The organism is Haloterrigena turkmenica DSM 5511 (assembly GCF_000025325.1).
Lineage (GTDB): Archaea > Halobacteriota > Halobacteria > Halobacteriales > Natrialbaceae > Haloterrigena > Haloterrigena turkmenica.
Genome location: NC_013743.1, coordinates 375,456 through 395,307 on the forward strand (window position 1 = coordinate 375,456; position 19,852 = coordinate 395,307).

15 protein-coding genes are annotated in these 19,852 nt (G+C 58.7%); 9 read left to right on the forward strand and 6 right to left on the reverse strand.

The features are described 5' to 3' along the window. The first annotated feature begins 3 nt into the window (after positions 1-3). The 4 genes from HTUR_RS01745 to HTUR_RS01760 all read left to right on the forward strand — a co-directional run bounded on the left by HTUR_RS01745 (position 4) and on the right by HTUR_RS01760 (position 6,422). A complete protein-coding gene (locus HTUR_RS01745) occupies positions 4-2,928 on the forward strand; it encodes a DNA-directed RNA polymerase subunit A' (RefSeq protein WP_012941578.1) in 2,925 nt (974 codons plus the stop codon). Beyond that, on the forward strand, positions 2,921-4,114 hold the full coding sequence (rpoA2, locus tag HTUR_RS01750; RefSeq protein ID WP_012941579.1) for a DNA-directed RNA polymerase subunit A'': 1,194 nt from the start codon (positions 2,921-2,923) through the stop codon (positions 4,112-4,114). Before HTUR_RS01745 ends, rpoA2 begins: the two co-directional genes overlap by 8 nt. A gap of 3 nt (positions 4,115-4,117) precedes the next feature. After that, positions 4,118-4,558, forward strand: a complete 441-nt coding sequence (locus tag HTUR_RS01755; protein ID WP_012941580.1) for a NusA-like transcription termination signal-binding factor — start codon at positions 4,118-4,120, stop codon at positions 4,556-4,558. A gap of 352 nt (positions 4,559-4,910) precedes the next feature. Continuing rightward, entirely contained in the window at positions 4,911-6,422 is a 1,512-nt protein-coding gene (locus HTUR_RS01760; protein WP_012941581.1) for an aldehyde dehydrogenase family protein, read from the forward strand. Between the two features lie 66 nt (positions 6,423-6,488). On the opposite strand, the gene HTUR_RS01765 is transcribed toward HTUR_RS01760, so the two are convergent. Continuing rightward, on the reverse strand, positions 6,489-7,142 hold the full coding sequence (locus HTUR_RS01765; RefSeq protein WP_012941582.1) for a 4-vinyl reductase: 654 nt from the start codon (positions 7,140-7,142) through the stop codon (positions 6,489-6,491). Positions 7,143-7,515: 373 nt separating this feature from the next. On the opposite strand from HTUR_RS01765, the gene HTUR_RS01770 reads away from it, so the two are divergent. Both HTUR_RS01770 and HTUR_RS01775 read left to right on the forward strand, forming a co-directional pair. Continuing rightward, positions 7,516-7,944, forward strand: coding sequence for a 30S ribosomal protein S12 (locus HTUR_RS01770; RefSeq protein ID WP_005580585.1), 429 nt, complete (start codon positions 7,516-7,518; stop codon positions 7,942-7,944). 2 nt (positions 7,945-7,946) lie between these two features. Next, positions 7,947-8,555 (forward strand): 30S ribosomal protein S7, encoded by a 609-nt coding sequence (locus tag HTUR_RS01775; protein ID WP_012941583.1) that lies wholly within the window; start codon positions 7,947-7,949, stop codon positions 8,553-8,555. Between the two features lie 310 nt (positions 8,556-8,865). Here the strand turns inward: HTUR_RS01775 and HTUR_RS25380 are convergent, their stop codons facing one another. Then, positions 8,866-10,737, reverse strand: a complete 1,872-nt coding sequence (locus tag HTUR_RS25380; protein ID WP_226377468.1) for a hypothetical protein — start codon at positions 10,735-10,737, stop codon at positions 8,866-8,868. Positions 10,738-11,071: 334 nt separating this feature from the next. Between HTUR_RS25380 and HTUR_RS01780 the strand changes: the two genes are divergently transcribed. Further along, entirely contained in the window at positions 11,072-11,638 is a 567-nt protein-coding gene (locus HTUR_RS01780) for a hypothetical protein (RefSeq protein ID WP_049941562.1), read from the forward strand. 149 nt (positions 11,639-11,787) lie between these two features. Then, positions 11,788-11,916 (forward strand): DUF7503 family protein, encoded by a 129-nt coding sequence (locus HTUR_RS28775; protein ID WP_449271831.1) that lies wholly within the window; start codon positions 11,788-11,790, stop codon positions 11,914-11,916. A gap of 3 nt (positions 11,917-11,919) precedes the next feature. Here HTUR_RS28775 and HTUR_RS01785 read toward each other — a convergent pair whose 3' ends face one another. The 3 genes from HTUR_RS01785 to HTUR_RS01795 form a co-directional block, all read right to left on the reverse strand. After that, positions 11,920-13,530 (reverse strand): hypothetical protein, encoded by a 1,611-nt coding sequence (locus tag HTUR_RS01785; protein WP_226377469.1) that lies wholly within the window; start codon positions 13,528-13,530, stop codon positions 11,920-11,922. 529 nt (positions 13,531-14,059) lie between these two features. Continuing rightward, a complete protein-coding gene (locus tag HTUR_RS01790; RefSeq protein WP_012941587.1) occupies positions 14,060-14,785 on the reverse strand; it encodes a DUF7504 family protein in 726 nt (241 codons plus the stop codon). A gap of 130 nt (positions 14,786-14,915) precedes the next feature. Further along, positions 14,916-15,686 carry a DUF5781 family protein gene (locus tag HTUR_RS01795; RefSeq protein WP_012941588.1) on the reverse strand — a complete coding sequence of 257 codons (771 nt, stop codon included), beginning with the start codon at positions 15,684-15,686 and terminating at the stop codon, positions 14,916-14,918. A 337-nt stretch (positions 15,687-16,023) separates the two neighbouring features. Between HTUR_RS01795 and HTUR_RS01800 the strand changes: the two genes are divergently transcribed. Further along, entirely contained in the window at positions 16,024-18,210 is a 2,187-nt protein-coding gene (locus HTUR_RS01800) for an elongation factor EF-2 (RefSeq protein ID WP_012941589.1), read from the forward strand. 257 nt (positions 18,211-18,467) lie between these two features. Here HTUR_RS01800 and serS read toward each other — a convergent pair whose 3' ends face one another. After that, positions 18,468-19,847 carry a serine--tRNA ligase gene (gene serS, locus HTUR_RS01805; RefSeq protein WP_012941590.1) on the reverse strand — a complete coding sequence of 460 codons (1,380 nt, stop codon included), beginning with the start codon at positions 19,845-19,847 and terminating at the stop codon, positions 18,468-18,470. Between the last annotated feature and the right edge of the window lie 5 nt (positions 19,848-19,852).

Below are 19,852 nucleotides of genomic sequence, written 5' to 3' on the forward strand. Positions count from 1 at the left end.
ACAATGCAAAACAGTACACCCAAAGACATCGGACAACTCTCCTTCGGGCTCATGCAGCCCGAGGAGTATCGGGAGATGAGCGCGACGAAGATCATCACCGCCGACACCTACGACGACGACGGGTTCCCCATCGACATGGGGCTGATGGACCCCCGACTCGGCGTCATCGACCCCGGTCTCGAGTGCAAGACCTGCGGCAAACACTCGGGGTCGTGTAACGGCCACTTCGGACACATCGAACTGGCTGCGCCGGTCATCCACGTCGGCTTCACGAAGCTCATCCGACGGCTCCTGCGGGGGACCTGTCGGGAGTGTTCGAAGCTCCTGCTCACCGAGGACGAGCGCGACGAGTTCCGCGAGGATATCACGGAGTCGCGAAAGCTGGGCCGCGACCTGAACGACGTCACCAAGGCCGCGATCCGGCAGGCCCGCAAGAAGGACCGCTGTCCGTTCTGCGGCGAGATCCAGTATGACATCGACCACGAGAAACCGACCACCTACTACGAGGTCCAGCAGGTCCTGACCAGCGAGTACTCCCAGGAGATCGCGGCCGCGATGCAGGGAGAGGGCGAGGACGCCGAGCGGATGTCGCCCGACGAACTCGCCGAACAGACCGATATCGACCTCATGCGGGTCAACGAGATCCTCTCGGGCTCGTTCCGTCCCCGCGAGAGCCAGCGCAAGGCCATCGAGAAGGCCTTGGACATCGATCTCACCGAGGAGGACACGAACAAACTGATGCCCTCGGATATCCGGGACTGGTTCGAGAACATCCCGGACGAGGACATCACGGTACTCGGAATCGATCCCGAGAAGTCCCGGCCGGAGTGGATGATCCTGACTGTGTTGCCCGTTCCGCCGGTCACCGCACGACCGTCGATCACGCTCGACAACGGCCAGCGCTCCGAGGACGACCTGACCCACAAGCTGGTCGACATCATCCGGATCAACCAGCGGTTCATGGAAAACCGCGAGGCCGGCGCGCCCCAGCTGATCATCGAGGACCTCTGGGAGCTGCTCCAGTACCACGTCACCACCTTCATGGACAACGAGATCTCGGGCACGCCGCCGGCACGGCACCGTTCCGGCCGGCCGCTCAAGACGCTCTCCCAGCGCCTGAAAGGCAAAGAGGGTCGCTTCCGCGGATCGCTGTCCGGGAAACGCGTGAACTTCTCGGCCCGGACCGTCATCTCGCCTGACCCGACTCTCTCGCTCAACGAGGTCGGGGTCCCGGATCGGGTCGCCAAGGAAATGACCCAGACGATGAACGTCACCGAGCGGAATCTCGAGGACGCCCGTCGGTTCGTCTCGAACGGCCCCGAAGGCCACCCCGGCGCGAACTACGTCCGCAGGCCGGACGGCCGCCGGCTGAAGGTGACCGAGAAGAACTGCGAGCAGCTCGCGGAGAAGGTCGAGGCCGGCTGGGAGGTCAACCGCCACCTCATCGACGGCGACATCGTCATCTTCAACCGCCAGCCGTCGCTCCACCGGATGTCGATCATGGCCCACGAGGTCGTGGTCATGCCGTACAAGACGTTCCGGCTGAACACCGTCGTCTGTCCGCCGTACAACGCCGACTTCGACGGCGACGAGATGAACATGCACGCCCTCCAGAACGAGGAGGCCCGCGCCGAGGCTCGCGTGCTCATGCGCGTCCAGGAGCAGATCCTCTCGCCGCGCTTCGGCGAGAACATCATCGGCGCCATTCAGGACCACATCTCCGGGATGTACCTGCTGACCGCCGACAACCCCCGGTTCAACGAGACGCAGGCGCTTGACCTGCTGCGTGCGACTCGGATCGACGAACTGCCCGAACCCAGCGGCATCGACGACGAGGGCGAGCCGTTCTGGACCGGCTACGACGTCTTCTCCGAACTGCTGCCCGACGATCTGGACCTCGAGTTCACGGGCACCGTCGGCGAACCGGTCGTCATCGAGGACGGCCAGCTGATCGAAGGGACCATCGCCGAGGACGAGGTCGGCGAGTTCGGCGGCGAGATCGTCGACACGATCACGAAAGTCTACGGTAACACCCGCGCCCGGATTTTCATCAACGAGGTCTCGACGCTGGCGATGCGCGCGATCATGCACTTCGGGTTCTCGATCGGGATCGACGACGAGACGATTCCCGAGGAAGCCCAGTCCCGCATCGACGAGACCATCGAGGACGCCAACGACCGCGTCGAAGAGCTCATCGAGGCCTACGAGAACAACGAACTCGAGAGTCTCCCCGGCCGGACGATCGACGAGACCCTCGAGATGAAGATTATGCAGACGCTCTCGCGTGCGCGTGACAACGCGGGGAACATCGCCGACGAGCACTTCGACGACGAGAACCCCGCCGTCGTCATGGCCAACTCCGGTGCGCGTGGGTCGATGCTCAACCTGACCCAGATGGCCGGCGCCGTCGGCCAGCAGGCGGTTCGGGGCGAACGGATCAACCGCGGTTACGAGGACCGAACCCTCAGCCACTACGAGCAAAACGATCTCTCGGCGGAGGCCCACGGCTTCGTCGAGAACTCCTACACGAGCGGCCTGACCCCGCGGGAGTTCTTCTTCCACGCGATGGGTGGCCGCGAGGGCCTGGTCGACACGGCAGTCCGGACCTCGAAGTCCGGGTACCTGCAGCGGCGGCTGATCAACGCGCTCCACGAGCTGGAAACCCAGTACGACGGCACCGTCCGGGACTCCAGCGACACCATCATCCAGTTCGAGTTCGGTGAGGACGGCACCAGTCCGGTGAAGGTGTCCTCGAGCGACGAGAACGACATCGACGTCGACCAGATCGCCGACCGCGTTCTCGACACCGAGTTCGAGTCCGAAGCGGCCAAAAACGAGTTCCTCAGCACGAGTTCAGAGCTGACGAACCTCTCGGAACACGCGGACAATCGCTTGGTCGAGGGCTCGGAGGTGACCTCCGATGACTAACGTCGAGTACGACGTCACCGACGACATGATCGCGGTCGTCGAGGATACTGACCTCCCCCGCCGGCTCAAGGACAAAGTCTACGCGACCCTCGAGGATCGCGGCGACGCCACCGTCCAGAACGCCGACGACCTCGCAAAGGCAGTCGAGGCCCGCTATCTCGACACCCGCGTCGACCCGCTCGATCCCGTCGGGACCGTCTCGGCCCAGTCGATCGGGGAGCCCGGGACGCAGCTGACGATGAACACGTTCCACTACGCGGGGGTCGCGGAGATCGACGTGACCCAGGGGCTGCCGCGGCTAATCGAACTGGTCGACGCCCGGAAGACCCCGGACACGCCGATGATGACCGTCTACTTAGAGGACGAGTACGCCGCCGAACGCGAGAAAGCCCACGAGGTCGTCTGGAACATCGAGGCCACCAAGATCCTCGCGCTCGGTGACGTCTCGACCAACGTCGCGGACATGCGCGTTCAGATCTCGCTCAACGAGGACACGCTCCGCGAGCGGATGATCACGCCCGAGGAAGTCGCTGAGATCATCGAGGATAACCTCGGCGTGAGCACGGTCCAGCAGGGAACCGAGATTCAGTTCGGCCCCGAGGAACCGTCCTATCGGGATCTGCTCCAGCTCGTCGAGGAACTGCGCGACATCACGTTCAAGGGGATCGAAGAGGTCTCCCGGGTCGTTATCCGTCGCGAAGAACTCGAGGAGGGCGAACAGTTCGTCCTCTACACCGAGGGATCGGCCTTCGGCGACGTCCTGGAGATCGAGGGCGTCGACGCCTCCCGAACGACGTGTAACAACATCCACGAGATCCACCGCAACCTCGGCATTGAGGCCGCCCGCGAAGCGATCATCGAGGAGACGAACAACACGCTGGCCGAGCAGGGGCTGGACGACGTCAACGTCCGGCATCTGATGCTGGTCGCGGACATGATGACCAACCGCGGCGAGATCGAGTCGATCGGCCGTCACGGCATCTCGGGTTCGAAGGAGTCCGTACTTGCCCGCGCAGCGTTCGAAGTCACGGTCAACCACCTGCTCAACGCCGCGATCCACGGCGAAACCGACGAACTCGACGGCGTTACGGAGAACGTCATCGTCGGGAAACCGATCAAGCTCGGCACCGGCGACGTCGACCTCCGGATGGGGTCGACGAAATCCAGTGGCAGTCAGGCCGACTAATCGATGGGCGTCACCCTCGACGACGACGCCCGTCAGTATCTGGCCGCCTTCGAGGACGTCACCGACGTCAGCGGTCAGGACTGTCTGGTCACCGACGCGCCGACGGCCGACGCCGACGAACGACTGATCGTCGTCGTCTCGAGCGGCCGGATGAGCGAGGCGATCGGTCCCGAGGGACGGACCGTCAGGCAGTACGAAGAGCGCGTCGGGAAACCGGTCAGACTCGTCGAAGACGCCGATGATCCGGAGGCGTTCGTCGCCAACGCGCTCTCGCCAGCGGCGGTGTACAACGTCACGATCAGCGAAAACGACGATACCGTCGCCTACGTCGAGGTCGCCGACGAGGACCGCGGCGTCGCCATCGGTTCGAACGGACGGACGATCGAGGCCGCGCGGACGCTCGCACAGCGTCACTTCGGGATCGACGACGTCCAGTTGATCTAATCTTTTTTCGACGCTCCACCGATTCTCTCAAGCGAATCCTCTGTTGACCGGACGGTTCACCCGACGACCGGAATCAATTGGACTCGCAGTGCTAGCAAATGCAACCCGTATCCCGCGAAACTGGTTGGAAAACGGCCATTCGCCGACGTATAGCTGAAATTAGTACCGGACTCCCGACGTAACTACGAATAATCGCTCGAGCGCGCTCACGGAACGGTAGAGTGACTACGGATCGAACGACGGGAGCGTACCACATCATCCCTGTCGCGTCTGAGAACGGCGAGAATCAGTCGATAATCGAGAATGTCGTAACCAAATGAATAAGAAGATTCCATCGAGAGAGAGTATTCGTATGATGGACACGAGCGACTCAGCCGCCAAGGGGAGTGACGTGGACGAACTCGGAATCGCGCCGGAAAACGGGTGGAACGCGCTGTATCTCGACGGAGAGTGGGTCCCTGCCAGTGACCGAGACCTGATTGACGTCGAAAACCCCGCGACACGGACGACCCTGACGACGGTTCCCTCGGGTACCGAGGACGACGTCGACGAAGCGTACGCGATCGCGGAGGAGGCCCAAGCGGAGTGGGCGGAGCGACCCCCTCAGGAGCGTGCCGCGGTCGTGTCCGAGGCCTGCGAACTGCTGGGCGAGTACGCCGACGACCTCGCGACGCTGTTCGCGGTCGAATGTGGCGGCGTCCAGTTGAAGGCCGATTTCGAGATCCAGCTCGCACAGGGGACGATGGACGTCGGCGCCGGACTGGCGATGCGCGACGGCGGCCGGCGTAAGGACTCGGTCACGCCAGGAAAGGAGAACCTGCTCGTGCGCGAACCGGCCGGCGTCGTCGGCGTCATTACGCCGTGGAACTTCCCGCTGTACCTCACCAGCCGGGTCGTCGCGCCCGCGATCGCGCTGGGCAACAGCGTGGTGGTAAAGCCGGACGAGCACACGCCGCTGACGGGCGGACTCGTGCTCGCGAGGGCCTTCGAAGAGGCCGGCCTCCCGGACGGCGTCCTGAACGTCGTCCCCGGCTACGGCCACGAGATCGGCGATCACTTCTCGGGACACCCGGTCCCGTCGGTGATGTCGTTTACCGGCTCCTCGGAAGTCGGACGAGGCGTCGGCCAGCGTGCCGTCGGATCGTACACGGAACCCGCGCTCGAATTGGGCGGGAACAACGCTCACGTCGTCCTTTCGGACGCCGATTTAGAGCGGGCAATCGATGCCGGTGCGTTCGGATCGTTCACCCATCAGGGACAGGAGTGCATCTCGATCAATCGTCACCTCGTCCACGAATCGCTGTACGAGGAGTACGTGGCGGGGCTGGCCGACCGCGCCGAACAACTCCCTATCGGTGATCCGCTCGAGGAAGGATCCCTCGTCGGACCGGTCATCAACGAGAGCCAGCGCGACAAGATCGTCGGCTTCATCGAGGAGTCGGTCGAGCGCGGTGCGACGGTCGAGGCCGGTGGCAGCCACGACGGTCTGTTCGTCGAGCCCACGGTGCTGTCGGGTGTCACCAACGACATGCCGGCGGCCTGTAACGAACACTTCGGACCCGTCGCGCCGGTCATCCCCTTCGAGACCGACGAGGAGGCGATCCGGCTCGCCAACGACACCGAGTACGGCCTGTCGGGATCGGTTCACTCGACGGACGTCGCTCGGGCGCGCGACGTGGCCGACGCGATGGAGACGGGCATGGTCCACATCAACGACCAGCCGTTGAACGACGAACCGCACGTCGCGTTCGGCGGCGTCGGCGCGTCGGGAATGGGTCGGTACAACGACGAGTGGATCTTAGAGACCTTGACGTCAGTGAAGTGGATTTCGATCCAGCGCGAACCCCGGGAGTATCCGTACTGACCGGGTATCGGTCCCGAACCGCGTCTGTTTCGGATGCCTGTGACGCCAGTCACGATGGGATTATGATCAGAGCCACTCGACGCGATACTCGCAGCGGTGATCTCCGTCCGATCGACACTGGTCGCCGACTTCCTCCACCTCGACGGGATTGTTGGCGAACTTCTTCGCGACGCCCTTGATGAGCCCCTTATCGAATTCGCACGGATAGGGGTTCTCACAGATCATAATGCCCTCGTTCGGTCCTTCCTGTTGGAACTCATAGGAGCCGATCTCACTGCCGCGGTGGTTCTGGTGGTACGCCGTATCGATCCCCCGTAGCGCGTTATCGACCTCGGAAAGTTCCGGTGGAAATTCGACGTGCTCCGGGACGTTTTGCCCCATATTCCGCATTCTAACCCCGCCATATTCGTCGCGCATATCGTACAGCATGGCGAGCGGAATTTCGAGCGGATACCACTCATCGGGCTCGATGTCCTCGAGTCCGTACTCGGCGAGTTTATTGGCGATCTGTTTCCCCACGAACGAGGAGACTGATTCGCCCGCAGCGATGTACGACAGGGGACTCCGCCCGATCACTTCCGAGTCCTCGAGTGACCCGTCGAATCCAATTCGATCGTCTACCGTCGGCAATTCATCACTGGACCGAGACTCCTCGTGGGAAAGACCGACGAGTCGCTTGAACCAGGATGTGGTGACGAATACCGTATTGGTTGTAGCCATAACGAGTATAGAACACAACCAATCTAACTAATAACTTCTAGTTAGTCATGTACTCTGATAATACGTAGCGAACCGACGTTTCTGGGGCGGAACGAGCGGAAGCAACGGAGGCTTCCGACCGCTCGGCAGTACTTTTTCGTCGGCTTGTCACTCCCGAGGGAAAGTACCGACCTCAGTTCCGTGTCGAACGTTCCCCTTCATAAAGGATTCAGACATCGTGATTCGGATATCGAACCGTCGCGGACGGCCCGAGAACTGTTACTTGCTGGTGAAACCCGCTCAGATTCCTTCGTCGACCCCGATTGAGCGCTCTCGAGCCGTAACACCGATTCGAAACGGGCCGCTTAAGTGCCTTCGTCGGATAGCGACGCCCATGGCAAACGGCAAATACGCCGCGCGCAAACTCAAGAAGGACCGCCAGAACCAGCGGTGGTCCGACTCTGACTACGCGCGCCGCGCACGAGGCCTCCGCGAGAAGTCCGACCCGCTCGAGGGTGCTCCGCAGGGCCGCGGTATCGTCCTCGAAAAAGTTGGCATCGAAGCCAAACAGCCCAACTCGGCGATCCGAAAGTGCGTCCGAGTGCAGCTGATCAAGAACGGCAAACAGGTCACCGCGTTCTGTCCCGGTGACGGCGCCATCTCGTTCATCGACGAACACGACGAAGTCACCATCGCCGGGATCGGTGGGGCGAAGGGTCGTGCGATGGGCGACCTCTCCGGTGTCAACTACAAGGTCGACAAGGTCAACGGCGTCGCACTGAAGGAACTCGTTCGCGGAAACGCAGAGAAACCGGTGCGATAACCATGGCGGCAGAAGACCAACCAGACCCCGACGCCCCCGCGGGCGGAGCCGACGTCGGTGCGCAGCTGTTCGGCACCTGGGAGATCGACGAGATCGCCTACGAGGATCCCTCGACCGAACGCTACATCACGGTGACGCCGGTCGCACACACCGCCGGTCGTCACGCCAGCAAGCAGTTCAAGAAGTCCCAGATCTCCATCGTCGAGCGGTTCATCAACCGTCTCATGCAGACCGAGGAGAACACGGGCAAGAAACAGAAGACGCTCAACCACGTCCGTGACGCGTTCGAGCTCATTCACGAGCGTACCGACGAAAACCCCGTTCAGGTGCTCGTAACCGCCGTTGAGAACGCGGCCCCGCGCGAGGAGACTGTCCGCCTGAAGTACGGTGGCATCTCGGTCCCCAAAGCCGTCGACGTCGCACCCCAGCGTCGCGTCGACCAGGCCCTGAAGTTCCTCGCGGAAGGCGTCTACAACGACTCGTTCAAGACGCCCACGCCCGTTGAAGAGGCCATCGCCAACCAGCTCGTCGGCGCGGCCAACTACGACGTCCAGACCTACGCAGTCAGTCAGAAAGAAGAAAAAGAGCGCGTCGCAGCGGCTGCACGCTAAGCGATCCGGCTCGTTTCTTCTCGATTCTCTCACCGACCGTCTACCAGCAGGGCTCGAGACGGCCGTCTACAGTTCGCTGGTCTTGATCTGCGTGCTCCAGCGGAGATCTCCGTCGAGCAGTACGGGGAACTCCTCTCTGTTGAGAAACTCGATGAGGTCCGGCCTCGAGACGTGCTGGAATGATAGCTTTCCTGGAACGAGATAATACGAATCCGCACTCGAAAGGTACGGTGTATAGACGGAGCCAGGTTTCAGTCACTTTATTATTGGCCTCGTCTTTCGTCCGACAAGGATTCAGTGTGTCCCCTGCTTAGTGTAGATCGCTCAGCTTTATTTCATTACTCCACTGGAATTGGCCGTCTAACAGGACCGGAAATCGATCCGAGTTAATGAACTTAACTAGTTGGGGTTTTTCAACAGAAATCGGCCCAATTTGATTTGGAGAGATATAATACTCGTCTATTGAATTCAAATAGGGAATAAAAAGACTCCCTTTTTGCTCCTGATTTCCAGAATATGATTTAATACTGATCGTTGCGCTGCCGCTATCGGTATCGATTGCATAGATACTCCAGAGTCCGGTCTCTGGTTGCGTTATCGTTTTCTTCCCGTCCCCGATAACGTGATACTGATTTCCGAGATTGGTTTCCATCCGTGTAATATCGAGTGCGGCATATAGTGAGTAACCGTAATTCAGTAGATTAGAAATCGTACGTCCGATTCGGACAGCCTCTTTATTAGCGACTGTGTCGAGCGTAACAATTCCGCTAATGCTTCCGGCTTCGATAAGTTGCAACCCTTGATCGTGTGATTGACACGCGTTAAGTAGGAATGCCTTCGCGCCAATCTTCTCGACGTTCGCAGCATCCAATTGTCCGTTCGAACATCTGAATCCATCGCTATCGATATGACCAATATAATGAAGGAAGTCGCTTTTTCTAGAGAGTACTTCCTCAAGTTCAGCCGTTGTGAGGTCTTGGAAGACCGTAATATCGAATGGCAGGTCATCACGGTTTCCGTATGAACTGTAAACTGACAAAAGCTCATCACGCATCGCTTGGTCATTACAAACGACTACTATCTCGAGTGGCCCGTCACGTGGCGTCTGATCTATCCCATTCTCAAATGCCGATAACAGTATTGTACTCGTGATCTCGGTGTGGCCATCGTGCCACGATTGTGACGCCGTAACGGTCTCTGATTCGTCTGTAGTATTAGCACTCGTCCCGTCAAAGGCTATCTGCGTCGGTGCACTCGCATCCTGTTCGACGGAAATCGTCCCGAGGCCCGCTACGATAAATGGTAAAAACTCCACGTGTTCTGGAATTTCCTTTAAATCAGTTTTGAGACGCCATTCCGGAATGTACGAAGCTATCTCTGCAAAGGGAGTACTAAGATACGCCTCTAGTTGGTTTTCTAGCGGTTGACCATAGATATCTTCAATATTGAAATCTAGTACTGATTCTAACTCTTGGCGTTCGTATAACTGAATGGGTGTTGTTCCTTCTGTTCGAACAATACAATCGAGGAGGAAAATTTGCCGTATAACACGGCTAACTACCGAATTAAATCCATCCTTCGATTCGAGTGAGCAAGAAAACCCGCTATCAGTAACGAGTCGAGGTTTCGGTCCTGGAACGACCGTTGCTGCGAGATAGTACGCTAGCGGTGCAACGACGAAGGCGTGGCGGAGAGTCGGTGGAACTTCAATTCTCACACCAGTATTCGGTAGCGTCAACTCATCTGGGATATTAAGTTCATTGTCTACCGTTATCGTAGGTGGATGTCCACGAAGCGTCGGATATGATCGTTCGGATCCTGTCGTTTTCAAAGCTGAACCGAACATCGAAATTGCTTCCATTACATCAGTCGGTTCAGCAGTTGTTGAGATCGTCGTTGCCGGTCTCGTATGATGTGACCGTGCACTTACTGTTATTGGCGTTCTCTCCCCAAATCTAATAACTGTATTTCGGTCCTTATTTTGGATATGAACTTCGCTCTTAGCAGTAGCATACAATTTGATACCTGTAGAGATATCTATAATATATTCCTTTTCCGGAAGGTCAAGTTGTTCGTTAAGTCGGACTTCGTCTATCAACGTCCAATTCGAGTCACGAACGTAGACGACATTACTGCTCGGGATCTCGAAACCGCTAGTTGTGATTTCTACTGCAGAATCCATTGGATACGGTATCTTGCTAGCAGTAGTTGATCGTAGCGAGAGGGTGGTATCTGTTTGGAGTAGGCTCTGCCTCCGTTCGATCGGATCGACAATTACCAACCCTTCTCCAGTTGCGTTGAATTTTGGTTTCATTGTCACAACATTCTCTGTAGAATTCTCCTGATGCGGTCGCCGTCCATATCAAATTAGATGATTGTTGGAGGGAATATATGTTATGGCTGTTCTATATATTCTAATAGCGTAGCAGTTACGCAAATATATTAGATAGTTGATGAATTCTTCTTTGTACCTAACCACATTTAATAGTATCTGCCCGCCCAGTATTGATAGAGCTGTGTTGCTGAAATCTACCTCTCGACTGTTCGTCGTCCATCCTACCCTCTCCCTTCCCGACCTGGGTACCGATCAGGCACGAATCGCGGCAACGGTTCGACAGGCCGACTTCGACCGGTCGATCCTCGATCAGATCGACGATAGCTACGATCTTCTCGTTCTCGATTGGGAACTCGAGACGCCCGACGCTCGTGGCGTCCTCGACGCGTTTCGTCAACGGGCTCCAGAAACCCAGATACTCGCGCTTGCTGACGATGTCCCCACCGACGATCCCGTCGACCGGGGTGCAGATGAACTCCTCGTTAGACCGCTTTCGGATGGAAAACTACAGTCGACGATCGAACGCCTACTGCTCCAACAAGCCTACGAAACGGCGATGGACGACTTCTTTCGCCTTTCAACCGAACGAGCGCTACTCGAGAGCGAACTTCAGGCCGGACTCGATGTCACTGATCGGTACCGATCCGTCGTTTCTGACCTCTACGACGCTCGTGAACGGACAGCCGCCATTCGAGACGAACTCTCGAGTGATGAGTTCGATCAGGCGCTACGACAGCTGCTCGAATAATTTTCCCTTTGTCCGTCGTACTGTTTCCGCATTTATCATCGTTCTCTAAACAATTTTGAACAGACTTGTTACCCAATAACACTATTATTTATTCATCTGATAAATTAAAATAAATTTATAATACTCGCCGGATATGTCTAAGGTGTACCATGGACGACCTAACCCAACACCTGAAGAATCACCCACGAATGATTGGCGTTCTGTTTACGATTGCAGTGGCGCTATCGCAAGCTGGAACCGCTGCGGCCGGTGCAGGAGCTGGCTTCACCGGAATATAACTGTTATAGTCGGTCTACGTCGACATTTTCGCTCCAGACTACGTTCCCATTAGTCACGACTGGAAACATCTCCATTTCTAAGAAATCAGCGAGTTGGTCCCTGTCTAGGGAATAATCACCGGATCTTCCAGAGACAAGAAAATAATCGTCTTCTCCGTCCAGATAGGGGATGAACAAACTTCCTTTACGGAATTCGTTTTTAGTATATGTGTCGATTGTCATACTGAAGGTGTCTCCTTCGCTGTCAATCAGACAAACGAATGGGGGTGCAGTTTCCGATTGCGCTATTGTTGTTTTGCTGTCTCCAACTACGCAATACTGTTCTCCAACTAAGGTATCTTTCCGCGCAATATCGAGTGCAGCATGGAGGGGAAATCCTCGATTCAATAGGCGTGCAATCGTTTCACCAATTTTAACTGCACTGTTATTAATAACATCCGAGAACGTTACTATTCCACCGATACTTCCGGCTTTCACTAACTGCAGCCCTTGATCATGAGATTGACATGCGTTGAGGAAAAAGGCATCAACACCCGTTTCATCGACAGCAGTTATCTCTAACTTTCCATCTGTACACTGGAACCCCTCATCGTCGATATGGCCGATGAAATGAAAGAAATCTATCTCTTTTGATAATACCGATCTTAACTGTTCGACAGTAGTGTTATAATAAATTGAAACATCAAACGGAAGTTCAGCACGATTCCCATAAATATCATTAACTGCTTTTAGTTCTTCTCGCATTTCTGAATCATTACAAATGACAATAATTTCAATCGGATCTTCCCTCGGCGTTTGTTCAATACTATTATAAAACGCGGAAAGTGGTGTTATTCCTGTTATACTAGTTGTCCCCAAACAATCCCAATCTTGTTTAATAGTTGTTGTATCTGGCAGTGTATTCGAGATAGATCCCTTTGAGATTCCTCGGTTTGGGTTTGTATTTCGCGTAGAGGAACCCCTTGTAAATCCTTCAATTGCTCGTACCTGGTTTTCCGTTTCCTGCGTTTGTCCCTCAACTATATTCACAAGAGCAAGCGAATCTGCCAAAAACGGGAGGAACTCTACTTCTGAAGAGGTCCCTTGGAGTTCCGTCGTTGCTCTCCACTTGGGGAAAACGGATTCTACTATTGAATGATCTACGGCGAGGTATTCTTCAATCTGATCAACGAGATCCATATTATATACGTTTTCGAGGCTAAATCCGAGCTTCGGTTCAGTTAGTTGTCGTTCGTAGAGCGGAAGTGGGGTTGTCCCCTCAGTTCGAACTACACAATCGAGGAAGAATAGCCGTTTGAGGAGACGTTCTACGGTCAACTCAAGCCCTTCATTCTCGTCTAAGTCAAATTTGAAACCATTTTCTGTGGTGAGTCGTGGCTCTGAACCCGGGATAACTTCGGCACCAAGATAGTATGCTAACGGTGTAACAACAAATATACTGCCGAGGTCCGGCGGGACTTCGATCTGAATGCCAGTGTCTGGCCGGTCGAATTCACTGGGGATACGTAATTCGTTACCGAGTTCAACAATTGGTGGATGGCCACGGAGAGTCGGATAGGACCGCTCAGGTGTTGTTGACTTGAGTGCAGAACCAAATATCGAAACCGCTTGCATTATATCGGACGGCTCTGACGAGGTTGTGATCGTCCCTGCAGGGCGTCTGTGGTATGACCGAGCGCCGATAGTCGCTCGAGTCGATTCGTCGAGCGTAATGTACGTTCGCTCGGAGTCGGAGTAGATATAAACAGAACTCTCGACGCAGGCATAGACTTTCAGTGGACCAGACAAATCAAGCGTATAAGTGTCCGCTGGCAGTGATGACTGCTTGTTTGGTCGAACCTCGGAAATCATTGCCCCGTCCTCATCGCGGACATAGACGCTCTCATTCGTGGGTAGCGTGATCATCCCCGTCGTTACTTCAACAGCGGTTGTGACTGGAAACTGGATTCGATCTGGATCTACTGGCTCCGGATCTACGCGCTCGTGAGTCGTCAGTCGATACCGGTGACGTTCGATCGGATCGATAATCTCGAGGCCGTCGTCAACGGGTTCGAATTTCGGTTTCATAGCATCGGCAGCTGAGAGGGGAACGGCTGGTCGCCCGGCGAGATAGTAGACGTGACGCTCGAGTACCGGATAGACGTTACGACTGCTCGATCGAGAGCCAACCGGAACTGTGGTCGCCGTCGTTGATCGTCCACCGTTCCTGAAAGACGCCGTTTCGATCACGGAGTTCGATGACGATATCGAACACCGGCGACAGGACCGAAACGACGTCGGAGTCGCGGTCCAGCGGGAGATGATAGTGGATCATGCCGTCGGCGTCTCGGGCGCGGCCGTTGGTCAGGTGGGCGAATTTGAAGACGCGTTCGGCGCCGTACTCCTCGAGCAGCGGAACGAGCGAATCGACGGCAATGCGGAGTTCGCCCGGTGCGAGGCTGGTGTCGTTGCGTTCGAACTCCTCGATGGCGTTCGAGACGGCGATTCCGAGGTCGGCGAGCGTGGCGGCGGTGGTCGGGGAGTCGTCGGCCTGCATGGAGACGGATTCCATCGACTGCGAGCCGCTGTTGGCGGCGGTAGCGCCCCGAGACTGCGTTTCGTAGTTGACGAGTGCGGTTGTCGCCGACTTGGTGTCGTAGCTGTCGGCGAGATGTGACATGGCGTGGCCTTCGCCGGTCGTCGAGACGAGGACGCGCCGGCGCGGCTGGGACGTTGCCTGCCCCAACAGGCGTCGACTGACCTCCTGGCGCTGTTCCGTCCGGACGGCTCCGACGACGAGCACGCTCGCCCCCCGGCGTTTCAACTGCGATAGCTCTGCCGTGAACTGCTCGTCCCCGGACCCGCTACCCCAGCCTTTGCGCGAGAACATCAATATATGTTAGCCCATTAGTGGGATCAAACATTAAATGTTCGGGTTGAAGTGAACCTGTACGTGCGAGGAATCGTTCGAACGGGTCTGCTTATCGGCTACCAGTATCACGACGAGACGACAGCGTCGATCAGTCCGCTGCGGGACCGTCCGCTCGCGACTCCGGACTGCTGACGTACGCGCGAGTGGCGTCGACGAGCACCTGGCGGTAGGTGCTCGAGTCCGGATCGCGGGCGAGTTCCCGGAAACGCCGTTTGAATCCCTCGAAATCGACGTCTGGGGCGTCCATCGCGGCGGCGTGTGCGAGGTCGTACAGCCGGTGGTCGTCGGCGACTAAGTCGTGGCGTTCGGCCAGCGCCAGTGCGAACGCGGCGTTGACGGCCGTGATCTCGGGGTCCGAACTCGCCGAGAGCCGCTCGAAACCGGGTCGTGACGGAGTCTCGGGGCGGTCGGCGACGGCCATCGCGAGGCTCGACTCGAGAAAGGAGAGGAGTTTCTCGCCGGGGCCGACCGCGAGCGTGATGTCGTCGGCGTAGATGTCTTTCATGTGGTTGGCGATCTGGTAGCAGTGAGAGAGTTTCCGCCGTTCAACGCTCTTGCCGGCCAGCGCGAGGAAGAGCACTTCCTCGGTCGACTGGGTGTGCGAGGGGTGTTCCTGCTCGTATCTGGCCATGTGGGCGAACTCGTGGAGGGCCAGTTCCCGGGCCATGGCGCTCGAAGCGGCCTGTCTCGAGATGTTCAGGACGTGTCGGTCGTCGTAGTGGCCGGCCCAGGTGCGTTCGTCGGGGTCGTCCCGGAGCTGGACGTCGACCGGCAGCGAGAGGTCGTGCTCGGTCTCGAAGAGGTCGCGGGCGCTGAGGAATGGAGAGGTCGGTCCCGGTCCCTGGACGCGTATATTCATGTGTACGGATAGCAAGGGGTCGAAGGATTTGACTCTTTTGTGCGTTCGCGCGCGGTGGACGACCTCGACGTGCCACGCGGCGCGCGGTTGCGGTCTCGAACCGATTTGGAATCGGGCAAGTTCGGAAGGACGAATAGGCGGGATCAGAGGGTTTGCTGACGATTGCTGCGTAGAACGGCGGGTTCGGCGGTAGACGAGCCGGCCGACAGCGGCCAAATTATGCGAGGGATTCACTCACTCAAATTGGATATTCCACCGCTGGAACCGGGAAACGCGACGAATTCCGGCGGCGACGAAACACTACCCTTTTGACCCCGCTGGCGGTAATGGGGGGTATATGGGCCGACGCAAGAAGATCGTCCAAGAGTGTGAACGGCTGATGGACGAACCGGAGAACATCCGGAACATCGCCATCGCCGCTCACGTCGACCACGGGAAAACGACGCTTTCTGACAACCTCCTCGCGGGTGCAGGCATGATCTCCGACGAGACTGCCGGCGAACAGCTCGCGATGGACACGGAGGAAGACGAGCAGGAACGTGGGATCACCATCGACGCGGCGAACGTTTCGATGACCCACGAGTACGAGGGCACCAATCACCTCATCAACCTCATCGACACGCCGGGCCACGTCGACTTCGGTGGCGACGTCACCCGTGCGATGCGCGCCGTCGACGGTGCGCTGGTCGTCGTCGACGCCGTCGAAGGGGCCATGCCCCAGACCGAGACGGTGCTGCGACAGGCGCTGCGCGAGGGCGTCAAGCCGACCCTGTTCATCAACAAGGTCGACCGCCTGATCTCCGAACTGCAGGAAGGTCCCGAGGAGATGCAGCAGCGACTCCTCTCGGTCATCCACGACGTCAACGAGCTCATCCGCGGGATGACTCAGGACATGGACGACATCGAGGACTGGACCGTCTCCGTCGAGGACGGCACCGTCGGATTCGGATCCGCACTCTACAAGTGGGGCGTCTCGATGCCTTCGATGCAGCGCACCGGGATGGACTTCGGCGAGATCATGGAACTCGAGCGCAACGACAAGCGCCAGGAGCTCCACGAGCGGACGCCGCTGTCGGACGTCGTGCTCGACATGGTCTGTGAGCACTTCCCGAACCCGGTCGACGCGCAGCCTCGTCGTATCCCGCGTATCTGGCGCGGCGACGCCGAGTCCGAACTCGCGGAACAGATGCGTCTCGTCAACGAGGACGGCGAGGTCGTCTTCATGGTCACCGACATCTCGATGGACCCACACGCGGGCGAGATCGCCTCCGGTCGCGTCTTCTCGGGTAGCCTCGAGAAGGGCCAGGAGCTGTACGTCTCCGGGACTGCGGGCAAGAACCGCATCCAGTCGGTCGGCATCTACATGGGTGGCGAGCGCGAGGAAGTCGAAGAGGTACCCGCGGGTAACATCGCCGCCGTCACCGGTCTCAAGGACGCCATCGCCGGCTCGACCGTCTCGAGCACGGAGATGACGCCGTTCGAGTCGATCGAGCACATCTCCGAGCCGGTCATTACGAAGTCCGTCGAGGCCCAGAACATGGACGACCTGCCGAAGCTGATCGAGACGCTCCGACAGGTCTCCAAGGAGGACCCGACGATCCAGATCAACATCAACGAGGACACCGGCGAGCACCTGATCTCCGGACAGGGTGAGCTCCACCTCGAGGTCATCACCCAGCGTATCGAGAAGAACCAGGGCATTCCGGTCAACACCGGTGAGCCGATCGTCGTCTACCGCGAGCAGCCCCAGAACCCCAGCGACGAGGTCGAGGGCATCTCGCCGAACCGCCACAACCGCTTCTACATCTCCATCGAGCCGATGACGGACGAACTCGTCGACACCATCAAGCTCGGCGAGGCCTCGATGGACATGCCCGAGCAGGAACGCCGCGAGGCCCTGCAGGAAGCCGGCATGGACAAGGACACGTCCCAGAACGTCGAGCACATCCACGGGACGAACATCCTCATCGACGACACGAAGGGTATCCAGCACCTGAACGAGACGATGGAACTCGTCGTCGAAGGTCTCGAGGAGGCCCTCGACAACGGCCCGCTGGCCAACGAGCCGGTTCAGGGGACGCTCATCCGCCTCCACGACGCCCGGCTCCACGAGGACACCATCCACCGCGGTCCGGCACAGGTCATCCCGGCGACCCGCGAGGCCGTCCACAAGGCCCTGATTGACGGGAAGATCAAGATCCTCGAGCCGATGCAGGACGCCCGCATCGACGTGCCCAACGACCACATGGGCGCCGCCTCCGGCGAGATCCAGGGTCGTCGTGGCCGCGTCGACGACATGTACCAGGAAGGGGACCTCATGGTCGTCGAGGGTATCGCGCCCGTCGGCGAGATGATCGGCTTCGCGTCCGACATCCGCTCCGCGACCGAGGGTCGTGCCTCCTGGAACACGGAGAACGCCGGCTTCGAGGTCATGTCCGACTCCCTCCAGCGCGACAAGATCATGGAGATCCGCGAGCGCAAGGGCATGAAGCTCGAGCTGCCGCCGAGCATCGACTACCTGTAGAGTCGACTCGCCGCTCGCAACCGCTCGATTTCTTCCGTTATTTTTTCGCCTCGAGTGCTATCTCTGCCTCTCGACGATTTCGAACCTCAAAGCGGCTGCGACCGATCCGCTCGGTTCGTGTCGCTCGTGTGACTTCTTTTCGCTTGTTCGGAGAAAGAACGAATCGCAGCCGACCGGCTCGACGCTCACGGCGACGAACGAGTGAAACGGACTCGAGAAGCGTTCGAGAAGCGACTCCGCCAGTGCCGGGGACTCGCTTACTCCCGCTCGCCGGCACCGAGCGCGCTCTCGCCGACCTTCTCGTGGCCCTCGATGACCTCCTTGCCGCCCATGTACGGCCGCAGGGGCTCGGGAATCGTCACCGTGCCGTCCTCGTTCTGGTAGTACTCGAGGATGGCGACCATGACCCGGGGAATCGCGAGCCCGGAGGCGTTTAAAGTGTGCAGGTACTCGGCCGATTCGTGGCGCTCGGGGCGGTAGCGCAGGCCGGCCCGACGGGCCTGGAAGTCCTCGAAGTTCGACGCCGAGGAGACCTCGAGCCAGCGGCCGCCCTCCTCGGGGCCGTCGTCCATGTCGTCGCCGGGAGCCCAGACCTCGATGTCGTAGGTCTTGGCGGAGGCGAAGGTGAGATCGCCGGTACAGAGCTCGAGAATGCGGTAGGGGAGGCCGAGTTGTCGGAGGACCTCCTCGGCTTCGTCGAGGAGGTTCTCGAGGCGGTCGTAGCTCTCCTCGGGTTCGACGAAGTTGACGAGTTCGACCTTGTTGAACTGGTGGACGCGGACGATGCCGCGCGTTTCGGTGCCGTGCTCGCCGGCCTCACGCCGGAAGTTGGGCGTATAGGCCTGGTGTTTGAGCGGGAGGTCGTCTTGCAGGAGGATCTCGTCGGCGTACATGTTGGTGACCGGCACCTCCGCGGTGGGACAAAGCCAGAGATCCTCATCCTCGTAGTCCTCCTCGTTGCTGCCGCCCAGCCGGTAGGCGTCGTCGGCGAACTTCGGCAGTTGCCCGGTGCCGCGCATCGAAGAGCTCTTGACCGGGATCGGCGGGAACAGGTCGACGTAGCCCTGTTCGCGGTGGAGATCCATCATGAACTGGATTAGCGCGTGCTCGAGCTGCGCACCCGCCCCTTTGAGGAAGTAGAAGCCGGAACCGGTCGTCTTGGCGGCGCGCTGTTCGTCGATGATGTCCAGCTCCTCCCCGAGTTCGTAGTGGGGAGTAACCTCCTCGGGAAGGTCGTGGGAGTCGTCGAAGCCCCAGCGCCGGTCCTCGACGTTGTGGCGTTCGTCGACCCCTTTCGGGACGCTCTCGTCGGGGATCTGGGGAACCTCGAGCAGCCGCTCGTCGAGTTCGTCCTTGAGCTCGTCGGCTTCGGTCTCGATGTCCTCGATCTCCGATTTGAGTTCCTTGGACTGCTCGATGGCCTCCTCGCGTTCCTCGTCTTTGCCTTCGGCGACCAGCTCCCCGATCTGCTGGGTGATCTGGTTGCGCTCGTGGCGGAGTTCGTCGCCCTTGGCCTTCAGCTCGCGCCAGCGCTCGTCGATCTCAAGGATTTCCTCGAGGTCGACGTCGGCGCCGCGGTCGTCGAGGGCCTCGCGTACCTCCTCGGGGTTCTCGCGCAGGTAGGTCCGATCGATCATTGCCC

Coding starts and splice junctions, on each gene's coding strand:
- HTUR_RS01745 (WP_012941578.1), top strand. CDS start 4: ATGCAAAACAGTACACCCAAAGACATCGGACAACTCTCCTTCGGGCTC.
- rpoA2 (WP_012941579.1), top strand. CDS start 2,921: ATGACTAACGTCGAGTACGACGTCACCGACGACATGATCGCGGTCGTC.
- HTUR_RS01755 (WP_012941580.1), top strand. CDS start 4,118: ATGGGCGTCACCCTCGACGACGACGCCCGTCAGTATCTGGCCGCCTTC.
- HTUR_RS01760 (WP_012941581.1), top strand. CDS start 4,911: ATGATGGACACGAGCGACTCAGCCGCCAAGGGGAGTGACGTGGACGAA.
- HTUR_RS01765 (WP_012941582.1), bottom strand. CDS start 7,142: ATGGCTACAACCAATACGGTATTCGTCACCACATCCTGGTTCAAGCGA.
- HTUR_RS01770 (WP_005580585.1), top strand. CDS start 7,516: ATGGCAAACGGCAAATACGCCGCGCGCAAACTCAAGAAGGACCGCCAG.
- HTUR_RS01775 (WP_012941583.1), top strand. CDS start 7,947: ATGGCGGCAGAAGACCAACCAGACCCCGACGCCCCCGCGGGCGGAGCC.
- HTUR_RS25380 (WP_226377468.1), bottom strand. CDS start 10,737: ATGGATTCTGCAGTAGAAATCACAACTAGCGGTTTCGAGATCCCGAGC.
- HTUR_RS28775 (WP_449271831.1), top strand. CDS start 11,788: ATGGACGACCTAACCCAACACCTGAAGAATCACCCACGAATGATTGGC.
- HTUR_RS01785 (WP_226377469.1), bottom strand. CDS start 13,530: ATGCAAGCGGTTTCGATATTTGGTTCTGCACTCAAGTCAACAACACCT.
- HTUR_RS01790 (WP_012941587.1), bottom strand. CDS start 14,785: ATGTTCTCGCGCAAAGGCTGGGGTAGCGGGTCCGGGGACGAGCAGTTC.
- HTUR_RS01795 (WP_012941588.1), bottom strand. CDS start 15,686: ATGAATATACGCGTCCAGGGACCGGGACCGACCTCTCCATTCCTCAGC.
- HTUR_RS01800 (WP_012941589.1), top strand. CDS start 16,024: ATGGGCCGACGCAAGAAGATCGTCCAAGAGTGTGAACGGCTGATGGAC.
- serS (WP_012941590.1), bottom strand. CDS start 19,847: ATGATCGATCGGACCTACCTGCGCGAGAACCCCGAGGAGGTACGCGAG.